The sequence below is a fragment of the Ensifer sp. genome, from assembly GCF_035999135.1.
GTDB lineage: Bacteria > Pseudomonadota > Alphaproteobacteria > Rhizobiales > Rhizobiaceae > Ensifer.
Map to the genome: position 1 here is coordinate 39,749 of NZ_DASYGZ010000185.1, position 10,206 is coordinate 49,954.

Annotated in this window: 9 protein-coding genes and 1 pseudogene; 7 read left to right on the forward strand and 3 right to left on the reverse strand. The window is 58.9% G+C overall.

What is annotated here, in order from left to right; genetic code table 11:
• Positions 1-7: 7 nt before the first annotated feature.
• The 5 genes from VGO12_RS24500 to VGO12_RS24520 all read left to right on the forward strand — a co-directional run bounded on the left by VGO12_RS24500 (position 8) and on the right by VGO12_RS24520 (position 4,636).
• Positions 8-1,090: a YihY/virulence factor BrkB family protein gene (locus VGO12_RS24500; RefSeq protein ID WP_327515333.1), complete on the forward strand. Its 1,083-nt coding sequence runs from the start codon at positions 8-10 to the stop codon at positions 1,088-1,090.
• A 273-nt stretch (positions 1,091-1,363) separates the two neighbouring features.
• The gene (locus VGO12_RS24505; RefSeq protein ID WP_327515334.1) at positions 1,364-1,552 is read left to right on the forward strand and encodes a hypothetical protein; all 189 of its coding nucleotides are present in this window, start codon (positions 1,364-1,366) and stop codon (positions 1,550-1,552) included.
• A gap of 125 nt (positions 1,553-1,677) precedes the next feature.
• Positions 1,678-2,169, forward strand: a complete 492-nt coding sequence (locus tag VGO12_RS24510; RefSeq protein ID WP_327515335.1) for a ferritin-like domain-containing protein — start codon at positions 1,678-1,680, stop codon at positions 2,167-2,169.
• A gap of 253 nt (positions 2,170-2,422) precedes the next feature.
• Complete coding sequence (locus VGO12_RS24515; RefSeq protein WP_327515336.1) at positions 2,423-4,261, forward strand: ABC transporter ATP-binding protein/permease; 1,839 nt, start codon at positions 2,423-2,425, stop codon at positions 4,259-4,261.
• A 126-nt stretch (positions 4,262-4,387) separates the two neighbouring features.
• On the forward strand, positions 4,388-4,636 hold the full coding sequence (locus VGO12_RS24520) for a DUF982 domain-containing protein (RefSeq protein ID WP_327515337.1): 249 nt from the start codon (positions 4,388-4,390) through the stop codon (positions 4,634-4,636).
• 911 nt (positions 4,637-5,547) lie between these two features.
• On the opposite strand, the pseudogene VGO12_RS24525 reads toward VGO12_RS24520, so the two are convergent.
• A pseudogene (locus VGO12_RS24525) lies at positions 5,548-5,686 on the reverse strand (LysR family transcriptional regulator); the annotation flags it as partial.
• Between the two features lie 785 nt (positions 5,687-6,471).
• Between VGO12_RS24525 and VGO12_RS24530 the strand changes: the two are divergent.
• Positions 6,472-7,338 carry an amino acid ABC transporter substrate-binding protein gene (locus tag VGO12_RS24530; protein ID WP_327515338.1) on the forward strand — a complete coding sequence of 289 codons (867 nt, stop codon included), beginning with the start codon at positions 6,472-6,474 and terminating at the stop codon, positions 7,336-7,338.
• A gap of 331 nt (positions 7,339-7,669) precedes the next feature.
• Here the strand turns inward: VGO12_RS24530 and VGO12_RS24535 are convergent, their stop codons facing one another.
• Positions 7,670-8,533 (reverse strand): helix-turn-helix transcriptional regulator, encoded by an 864-nt coding sequence (locus VGO12_RS24535; protein ID WP_327515339.1) that lies wholly within the window; start codon positions 8,531-8,533, stop codon positions 7,670-7,672.
• A gap of 133 nt (positions 8,534-8,666) precedes the next feature.
• Between VGO12_RS24535 and VGO12_RS24540 the strand changes: the two genes are divergently transcribed.
• Positions 8,667-9,500 (forward strand): N-acyl homoserine lactonase family protein, encoded by an 834-nt coding sequence (locus VGO12_RS24540; protein ID WP_327515340.1) that lies wholly within the window; start codon positions 8,667-8,669, stop codon positions 9,498-9,500.
• Between the two features lie 393 nt (positions 9,501-9,893).
• On the opposite strand, the gene VGO12_RS24545 is transcribed toward VGO12_RS24540, so the two are convergent.
• A partial coding sequence (locus tag VGO12_RS24545; protein ID WP_327515341.1) for a LysR substrate-binding domain-containing protein occupies positions 9,894-10,206 on the reverse strand: 313 nt, incomplete at its 5' end.

Sequence of the window (10,206 nt, forward strand, 5' to 3'; positions counted from 1 at the left end):
GTTGCTGATGGCCTCGAGCTCCACCGATCGTCAAGTCGCCCTCAGCTTATTTGCGATCGCCGTGATCGCACTAGTCCTGTTGCGGCAAGACGGGACTACATCGCGGGCAAAACAGGATCACACGCACGCAGACGATGACTTCGACCAAGACCGCGGCCGTAACGCCGACGTCCCCGAAGAAATACCTGCCAAGGGGCTCTATGACGTGCTTTGGCGCGTCGTACTGGAAGTTTCCAGCGACCGCGTCGCCTTCGTCGCAGCAGGGGTCACCTTCTATCTGCTTCTCGCGCTGTTCCCAGCATTGGGCGCGATCGTGGCCCTTTACGGGCTGCTCGCCGATCCCGTCGATATCACCGAGCATCTAAGAACGCTCGCTTATGCGCTCCCCCCGGGGGCGTTCGATATCCTCGACGCTCAGCTTCGCGCAATCTTGCAGATGCGTGACACGACCTTGAGCCTTGCCTTTTTCATTGGTTTCGCAATTGCCATTTGGAGTGCCCGCAATGGAACGCTCGCGCTGTTCGACGCCATGAATGTTGCCTATCAGGAAGTCGAGAAGCGAGGATTTGTCAGGCTCAATCTCATTGCCGTCGTCTTCACGCTTTGCGCCATGATCGCCATCATCCTGATGATAGGAATCACCGCAGCGCTCCCCGCAGTCCTTCGCACCGCATTGCTTGACGCGGCTGATGAAACCATCGTCCTCATCACGGGCTGGTCACTCGTGGTCGTCGGCGGGTTGGCCGGCGCAGCGGTCGTCTATCGTTTCGGCCCCAGTCGCCAGCCGGCAAAGCTTCGCTGGTTGACGTGGGGAGCGGTCTTCGCAACGTCGGCGTGGATTTTGATGTCATTGGTCTATGGCTGGTATCTCAACAATCTTGCTGACTACGCAGCCAGCTACGGTGCCTTAGGCGGCCTCGTCGGGTTCCTTATCTGGCTCTGGCTGTCGGTGACCCTCTTGATCGTGGGCGCCGAACTGAACGCTGAACTCGAACATCAAACAGCCAAGGACTCGACCACTGGAAGCCCTCTTCCCATGGGGTTTCGTGGAGCGCATATGGCCGACACCATTGGAAAAGCTGCAAGATGACGGGATGTCTGCGCCAGGCTTGTCCGCCTCAATGGAGAGACCGGAATTCGACCGGCACAGCTGTTGATGGATCAAAGTGAAGCGCAGCGGCTGCCGACGATGCCTCGACGGTCGTATGCCCTAGGTCCTCCATAATGGCCGCTGTCCCCATCCTGGAGCCGAATAAAAAGCGAGCCCACGTTAACGAGCAGTGGCTCCTTTTCTATCAGTTGGCAGAAGGGGAAACTCAACGACGCTTCAAACGTTAAGCGGTCAGAGGTTGGAGGAGCAACAATGGCAAGCCCCAAGTCACAGACGGCCAAGGGCCGACAATCGTCGCAGGAGTTCAAGAAACAAGCCGCCGCCGAGGAGCAAAAAGTCGAAAGGGCCAAAGGATCGCCTCTGAAGAAGGGGGCGGAGCGTTTCGAGGAGCGGTCGAAAAGCGCCGATGGCAAGAGCGCCGGCGAAAAGCAGGTCGACTGATCAGAGGCGTGACACGATTGCTACGGCATATGTCGCGGCACGACGTCCAAAAATAGTTCGCCGCCTGGAACGAAAACCGTAGCTAAGGCTTCTTCTACGGCGTTCAGTCTCAGAGGAGAGCTAGTATGAACTCGCTTGCAGAACTTTTCGAACACACACTTCAAGACGTCTACTACGCAGAAAATGCAATCACCAAGGCACTCCCGAAAGTCGCCAAGGCCGCCAAGAGCGCGGAGCTCAAAAAGGCGGCCGAGGAGCATCTTTCGGAAACGAAGGACCAGATCAAAAAGCTCGATCAGGTCTTCAAATCCATCGGCAAGAAACCCGCCGGAGAAAAGTGCGACGCGATCGAGGGATTGATCAAGGAGGCCGATGGACTGATATCGGAAGCGAAGGGCACCGCGCTCGACGCAGGCCTTCTGGCCGCATGCCAGGCCGTAGAACACTACGAGATTGCTCGCTACGGATCGCTTCGGGAATGGGCAAAGGACCTCGGTCACGAGGAGGCTCATACCCTCCTTTCAGAGATCCTCGACCAGGAAAAAGCGACGAACAACAAGCTGACCAACCTTGCGGTGACATCCATCAACAAGGCGACGGTCCGCAAAGCCGCCTAAATGGCATGGGCGCGCGACCATCGCTTTGACTTTCTCAGTTCGGGATGCGCCCGGCATCCGGCCGGGCGCAAACGGCCGCACTTCATCGGCGCCCATGCGATAAGCCTTGCCGGTTTGACACGCAGCATTCTCGATCCCATACAATAAGATGAATTCACGCAAAGTCGTGCGAAGCAGCGCACAGAAGGCAGCAGCACTGGTCAAACGGCCCTTCAGTGGAAAAAGGCGCCGCCCGTACAGTCCCGTGTCCTCCATGCGCAGTTTCTGGGGCCTACTCTTCGCCTACTGGCTGTCAGAACGGTGGCGCGAAGCTTGGGTTCTGACTTTCGTCATCATGCTGCTGACCGGACTGTCGGCCCAGGCAAGTGTCTGGTTCGCGCTGACCTCCGGCGAACTTGTCAATCGTATCGCGAACTTCCATCATCCGACAGTACCCACGACGCCTTCATCGCTTTTGACAACGGCGGCCACACTTGCCGCCATCGCGATCACGAGGGACGCGGGGTTTACTGCTGTACGCCACTTCTTTTCCACCAGTCTCCATCGAAAATGGCGGCAATGGCTGGACGAACGCTTCAACCAGGCCCTGCTCGATTCCAACCACACCCACTTCCATCTGCAGCAGAACGGGCGCGGTGCGGGAAGCGAGGAGGAGGCTTCTTCGCCCGACAACATCGATCAAAGGGTGCAAGAGGCCATAAAGGGCATGACAGGCGGTGCTATCGGCCTTGGCCTGGGCATCGCCGGCGTCGTGATGTCGCTTGCCTTTGTGGGGGGCAAGCTGATCGAAACCTCAAGCCCCGTTAGAGGGCTTGACCTTCTCGGCAGCTACGGCAGCGCCTGCCTGACACTTCTCGCGATCGCGATCTACGTGCCCCTCAATACGTTCGTTGCAGCCAAGCTTGGCGGCATGCTGCAGGGCCTCTCCATACGCATCCAGTCGGCCGAAGGCAGTTATCGAAACGAACTGAACCAGTTGCTGCACCGCAGTTTCCATGTTGCCGTCATCAGAGGGGAACCGGCGCAAAAGGCCGTGAACGTGCGCCGATACAGCGAAATCGACGATACCTGGGCCAGGCTCAACCGGGTTTCTGCCAGCTATATGGGCTTTGAACTGGTGCACAATTTCATTGGATCACGCATCGTCGCCTACGCGCCGGGTCTGCTTCCTTATGTCGACAAGACAATCAGCCTGCAGGACTACGTGACAGGAGCCGAACTTGCGACGTCCCTTATCAATGAATGCTCGTGGTTCATTCACGCGATGCCAGACATTGCGACATTAAGAGCCGACGCGCACCGCATAACTGAGCTTGCGCAAGCAATCGAAGCGGTGCAACAGCCGCAAGACTATTATTCACGAAGCGGGCCTTCCGCTTTTGAGTACCCATCCGATGACGCCGCACATGGCCTGACCGTCCATTCTGTCGAGCTGCTGCACACTGGCGACGAGGGCCCCTTCTTGACCGCCAGCAACCTGGATTTCACCCCGGGCGAGTGGACGTTGGTGATCGGTGAATCGGGAAGTGGCAAAACGTCCCTTCTGAAGGCAATACACGGTCTTTGGCCGCATGGGCGCGGCATGATCACACTGCCGGACGGTATGCGAACTCTGTATGCCGCGCAGGACGTCAAACTCCAGGACGTCAGCCTCAAGGATCTCGTATGCCTCCCCGATGAGGCCGGAGCACATCCAGACGCCGCAGTCTCAATGGCGTTGGGAAAGGCAGGTCTCGAAGAGATTTCGCGCGAACTCCCGGATGAGGGTCGCGAGGGGCAGCACTGGGACAAGCTTCTCTCCGGAGGGGAGAAACAGAAACTCGTTCTCGCAAAGATTCTGTTGCTGAAGCCGGGCTTGCTGTTTCTGGATGAGGCGACGAGCGCCCTTGATGGCCAGGCGGTCCAGGCGTTTTATCAATCGATCAAAGCAGATTGCCCAAAGACGACGGTCATCGCCATAATGCACGATATCTCCTCGATCCAATCAGAGGTAGGGGTAGAGTTCTTCGACAGCGTGCTTGTCATTGAACACGGCACTGCTGAGAAGATGCCAATTGCTGCATGGCGATCTGCGCAAGGAAGCCCCTCTTAACTCCGTTGTGTTCGGCATAATGCTGCGCGTTAGCCGCCGGCGCCTTAGGGCGCCGCACATTGTCAGCCGCCACGCTGGAACAAACCGTCAGGCCAGACGTTCTTCGGCGAATCGGAGGTAACGTCCATGCAAGCCTTGATCTGGGATCGTCCCGTCAGGCTCGGTGCGACAGGCGAGCGTCGCATCGACGGACCGCAGGATGCGCTACAATATCTGAGCGAAATGCCGCAGGGCGGATGGTATTACGAGCGAGCTAGAAATCGCTGCCGCGCCGCTCTTGAGCGCGGGGATGAGCTTGGCCTCTCACGGAAAGCCTTTGTCGGCGCCGCACTAGAAGCATCGTTCCCGATCCTGGAAGAAGATATCTCGTCCTGAGCCACGGTCGCGTCGTCGATGCCCCTTGCATCCAGAATGGGCTGACAGGGCTCGACATGCCGATGCAGCCAGATGGCTCCCGAACAGCGTTCATACTTCGCGCGGTCCATCACCGGGTTCCCTGGCACGTTTTCCATCAATGGGCGATATCAGACTGCGCCGGGTTATCTCTTTGAATTCAGGGAGTGGAGGCATGTTGTGGCCTACGGACTAGCCCAAACTGGGTATTATGGCCGGGGAACCAGCAACCTCTCGCCACGTTTTCTCAATCGAAGGCAAGCTGGACCGCCCAATCATTGCGGGCAGGCCGACGCTTCCCACGAACACCCTTGCCGCCCTGATGGGAGGTTGAAAATGCACGTACTTTCACGTTTCACCCATTTCGAACCAGGCGCGGAGGCTTCCAAAATGCTCCAACGCGTATTTGATCGAGCATGTCTTTTGTCGGCGCTGCCTAAACGGTCGGACCGGAGCGACCATTTGGCGCGATTTCTCATCGACGAGTTCCACCTCGGCCAGACCGATGAAGAGTGTCTTTTGGAATGCGCTCTGTGGTTTGCGAGGAGACCCTCTTCACCACCAGCGCCGCGAGCGGGCGATCAACCGTTCCAGCGATCGCTGCAGGGGCGCGGTCCCGCCGATGAATAGGTGGTTGTAGAATGGGATTCGTTCATATTGGACGCGCTCGCTTGGCGATGGCGCTACCCCATCACAGGGAACGATTGCGGTCCGTCAAGCACCGCGAATTGAACGAGCTCTTCGAAAGTTACGCATTGGCGGTGAAGACGCTCGAATCCCTTCAGCACGAGGTACCCCGTCAAGAACAGAGGATCAACGATTTTCAACGACTGTGCGTGGATTTGCAGACTGAAGCCATTGCCCATCTTGAACGACTTTGGCCGTCAAACACTTTCCTTGTTCCAGGCGACACCAAGCCCGATCTTCAGATCGACGCCGCGCACAGACCGGGGCTCGAAACCACGGTTCGGCAAGTCCTTTGTCCATTCCGGCGCAAAGCCGATGCCGGCCGGCGGAGACCAGCGACACCAATCGATCTCAACGGCCAGGCGCGCCGTCGTCGCCGTGCTGCACGACCTCAACCATGCCTGCCGCTACGCCTCGTCGCAGAAGGCAGCCCGTCAGCCATAGCCACCGAACGGCTGGTCGAAGACGTGTTTGGCCTGCCGTCCGTCATCATCCGCGATCCTGTCTCCAATACGCCGCTGATTGTCCCGAAGGGACGGCAGACTCTCGATGCAACGGGAGCCTTGCAAGTCGTTCGTCGGGACACATCCGCCCGCAGGAATGGAACGGCCATTTTGACTGATCTCTTGAAGCGCTTAGCTGCCTATTACCGCCCCCATCGCGGTTCGGTAGCTTTGTGGGCAAGCCGAACCAGCGCGCTGAGCACCTATGGCGAAGGTTCGGTAACAAGACCATCAAGAACATGCAAAGCGGTGCCCACCTGTTGGCGCTCCTGTGGGAGAGTGCATGGGCTGTTACGCACGTTACCTCGACAGCGGGCCTTACCAAAGATCAGGCAATGGCTATCTGCGCCGACTTCGATTTTATTCCCTCGGTTAGTATCTCCCGGGTGCTACTGAGGCCTCCGATGATCTAGCAGCAGTCCCTCGGGATGTCGGGCGCGGCGGCATGTTTGCGCCAAGAGCGGACGACCGACCCTGCCGCGGTGGCGATGCCGCAGAGAAGCGCCATGCGCCGCTGGTTGACATATGAGGGGTAGCCCATAAGCTGCGTCAACGCCTTCAAGATCGACACCGTTTTCCGGAGATAGGGATCATGCAGGTGCCCCTCACACAAGTATGGCCAAGTGCATGAGACGGTTTCTGCTCGTGAGCCTCGCCCTCTGTTTTTCGGCTTTGGGGACCGCTGCCGCAACGCTCGACACTTTGGCGGAGCGTGGAACCGTGCGTATCGGTTACATCTCCGATCAGGCGCCGTTTTCTTCCGTCCGGCCAGGGGCCGAACCGGTGGGATATGCCATCGACCTGTGCCGAAAGATTGCCGACGAGATCGAAGATAAAGTTCCGCAACTGAAGCGCGAATTTGTCAAGGTGACGCTCGCCGATGGCTTGGACGCAGTAGCGAATGAAGATATCGACTTGCTTTGCGGTTCCATCACTGTGAACCTGAAAAGGCGGGAAATCGTCGATTTCTCACAACCGATCTTCCTTACCGGGGCGAGCGCGCTGCTGCGCAAGGATTCGCCCAACTACCTGCAGGCGCTCTTTCTCACCGGACCGGCCGTTCACGTCGTCAGCGACCGCGTTGCCACAAACATCATCGGTATGCGCGCAAACACGACCACGGCCGCGACGCTTCGCGAGGCACTCGCAGTCCAGGAATCGAAGACAAGGCTCGCCGATTTCAACACCCATGAGGACGGGCTCAAGGCGCTAGAGAACCGCACAATCGATGCCTACATCGCCGATCAGGCGCTGCTGATCAGCCTGGTCAAACGGGCGCGCGATCCATCCTCGCTCGAGGTCGGCGATCGCCTGATCACACATGAACCTTATGCGATCGCGTTGCGTCGCGACGACGCCGACTTCCGCCTTCTGGCAGACCGCGCGCTGACGGATTTTTACCTGTCGGATAATTTTCTGCCGCTGCTGGAAACCTATTTCGGAGGCGAAGCGCCGATGCTGCACACGCAAATCATCATGCAACACGTGCCATAGGTCGTGTACGGCGGCCGGTCACCACAGCGTACGAACCGTGTTGGGCATGAGCTGATCCCGGGCTCCGCACCGACGTCTCGGATCTCAGTTTTCCGCGATGATCGCCTTAGCAGCGGACAGTCAGCTTCCGGCCACTCGGGACACACTGGCCAAGTATCCGCTTCTGACGTGTCTCTGGCGTTCAGATGATAGGCAGCAACGCGAACGCTCCACGCGCCGACCGGAGGCCGGCAGCACGGTTGTCTCCCATCCCTCTCCTTGAACGGTTTCGAACCTGACACCCGTAATCCGCCCGCGGAATGCGATAAGGCAAAAACGCAAATGGCATTGTTTACCCAACGCTGCGCCGCACCGGCGACGTACCAAAATTTTCGCGATAACGTCGCGCAAAATGGGAGCGGGAACTGTAGCCGGCAGCCTCCGCCGCAGCCTGGCTTGACGCGCCGGACGCGAGCACGGTTCGACCAGCCTGCAGCCGCTCATGTCGCAGGATCTCCCGGAAAGATTTGTGCTCAGCTGTGAGCCGGCGGCGCAGTGTCGAAGCACCCAGGCCAAGCCGAGCCGCAACACGCTCTACCGTCCACGCTTGCGACGGTGCGGCGCGGATCAGCCACGCAACCTCCTCTGACAAGCTCGTCTCAAACAGCGGTCTTGCGGCGGCGAGCGGCTGCATCAACGTGAGCACTTCCGCCAGCCGCAATGTCTTCAACGCATCACCGACCGCATCGCTGGCGATCGAAGTGGCGGCGTGGACCAATGCGTCAACGAGATCGCTGTTGAGGGGAACGCCGAACTGCCAGTTACCGCCATCGGCGCGCCGACCACCTATCAGCGGTGAAATGCCCGGCGGCAGCGCGGGCACTTCCAACAGCAGGGATTCATAGGAATGGCGCTCCGCCGGTATGTTGACCACGTCCATGCGGACCCCGCGCGGCATGACAAAGACGGTCCCCGGCTCAAGTACATGAACCGTATCGGCCAGCCATACTTCCTTGAGCCCGCGCAGGATAATGCCGATGATCGGATGTGGGAGCTCGACCGCTTTCAGTCGCTCTCGATCGAGTGAACAGTATGAAAACAACCGGTTTCCGTGTTGATAGCGCCCATCGGTTCCGCTCGGCGCCGTCAAAGGTCGCAGTTGCTCCAACAGGATCGCGCTGAAGTCAACGCCTTGGCTTTTGGAATGAATGTTCATACGCACACCATAGGCGACGACGCCGCGATAAAGAATACCGATGCGAGCGTTTCTGGCTCAAGACCGATCGTAGCGGGACCACCCCCTTCGCTGAAATCGGGCACAAGCTGGTCTTCAACCGAAGGAGACCTGAATGAGACCCCTGACAACAATCCTATTTGCTGTAGCCGCGCTAATCTCGGGCGCTCCGGCGAGCGCGGCAGACACAGAGCTCTGGCGGCTTGATTGCGGCAGGATCGAGGTCCGTAATCTCGGCGTCTTTTCCGATACATTCAAATATGCCGGAGAAAAGAGGACACTGACCGATAGCTGCTATCTGGTTCGTCACGACACGGACTATATGCTTTGGGATGCCGGACTTCCGGCAGCATTGATCGGAGCGAAGCCGGATGCGGCCTCGGTTTTTGCGCCAACGCTCTTCGAAGATCTCCCGACGCAACTTGCCAGAATCGGCGTCAAGCCAGAACAGATCAGCCGGCTCGGTATCAGCCATAACCATTTTGACCATGTCGGTCAGGCGGCCAGCTTCCCCGGCGCCACGTTGATGATCGGCGCCGCGGATTTCGCCCAGTTCAAGGATGATCCCCTGCCCTTTGCCGTCGATCCCAGTTCCATCCAGCCTTGGCTCGATGGCCACTCGAAGGTCGACCCGATCTCGGGTGATCGCGATGTCTTCGGAGACGGATCGGTGGTGATCCTGTCGACTCCCGGCCACACGCCGGGCGAGACCAGCCTGCTCGTGCGGCTCGAGAAGACGGGGCCGGTGCTTTTGTCCGGTGACGTCGTCCATTTTGAAGAACAGTTCGCTATTCGCGGCGTTCCGACCTTCAACTTCGACCGCGCGGACACACTCGCATCGATGGAGAGGCTGACCGACACCGCAAATTCGCTCGATGCGACGCTGATCGTGCAGCACGACGCATCGGACATTGACAAGCTGCCCGCGTTCCCCAAGAGCGCGAGATAGCGTCAGCGCGATCGTCGCAGGATGGTCGTGTTTGGTCGACACGCGAGTTTGTGTCAGACACGACCTCACATCTTCGGCGGAATTTCGGTGCCTGGAACGGGCGTTATTGGGGGCACCTCGCCGGGCCCCACATCGGGCTCTGGTTCCTCGATCGGGGGATCCGGCAGATCTGGTTCGTCCGGCGGCATATCCGGCGGAAATGCTGGATCCGGGGGCTGGGGAATTGGGGTCGTAGGCATCCGCGTCTCCTATTTTGGAGTGTAACCGCGGCCCGACGTTGTTGTTCCGGCAGAGGGGATACGGGGTGTTTTGACGTCCGAATTCATCGAGCGGAAAACCGTGATGGACAAAGCTGTGGAAGCTCGACCGCTGCTCCCAGGCAAACTTCGCCATTCACCTGCCCGGCCGCGCCAGCGACCGGGCAATATCGATGATGTCGTCGCGCGACGCTGTCGGGTCCTCCTTGTTCCAGGCCACGCCGAGCCCGATCTTCAGATCCACTCCCCTCACCGGCCGAAGCTCAAAACCACGGTTCGGCAGATCCTTCGTCCATTCCGGGGCAAAACCGATGCCGAGGCCGGCGGATACGAGCGAAACCAGTGAGAATGTATCGTCGCAGCTATAAGCAATGTTGCCGGTCAACCCATGGGTCTCGAACATCTCGAAAAAATAGCGCTCCGAGTATGAGAGGTTCTGGCGGGAAAAG

Bases quoted from the DNA above. Each gene is read 5' to 3' on its own strand.
- VGO12_RS24500 (WP_327515333.1), top strand. From the start codon at position 8: ATGGCCTCGAGCTCCACCGATCGTCAAGTCGCCCTCAGCTTATTTGCG.
- VGO12_RS24505 (WP_327515334.1), top strand. From the start codon at position 1,364: ATGGCAAGCCCCAAGTCACAGACGGCCAAGGGCCGACAATCGTCGCAG.
- VGO12_RS24510 (WP_327515335.1), top strand. From the start codon at position 1,678: ATGAACTCGCTTGCAGAACTTTTCGAACACACACTTCAAGACGTCTAC.
- VGO12_RS24515 (WP_327515336.1), top strand. From the start codon at position 2,423: ATGCGCAGTTTCTGGGGCCTACTCTTCGCCTACTGGCTGTCAGAACGG.
- VGO12_RS24520 (WP_327515337.1), top strand. From the start codon at position 4,388: ATGCAAGCCTTGATCTGGGATCGTCCCGTCAGGCTCGGTGCGACAGGC.
- VGO12_RS24530 (WP_327515338.1), top strand. From the start codon at position 6,472: ATGAGACGGTTTCTGCTCGTGAGCCTCGCCCTCTGTTTTTCGGCTTTG.
- VGO12_RS24535 (WP_327515339.1), bottom strand. From the start codon at position 8,533: ATGAACATTCATTCCAAAAGCCAAGGCGTTGACTTCAGCGCGATCCTG.
- VGO12_RS24540 (WP_327515340.1), top strand. From the start codon at position 8,667: ATGAGACCCCTGACAACAATCCTATTTGCTGTAGCCGCGCTAATCTCG.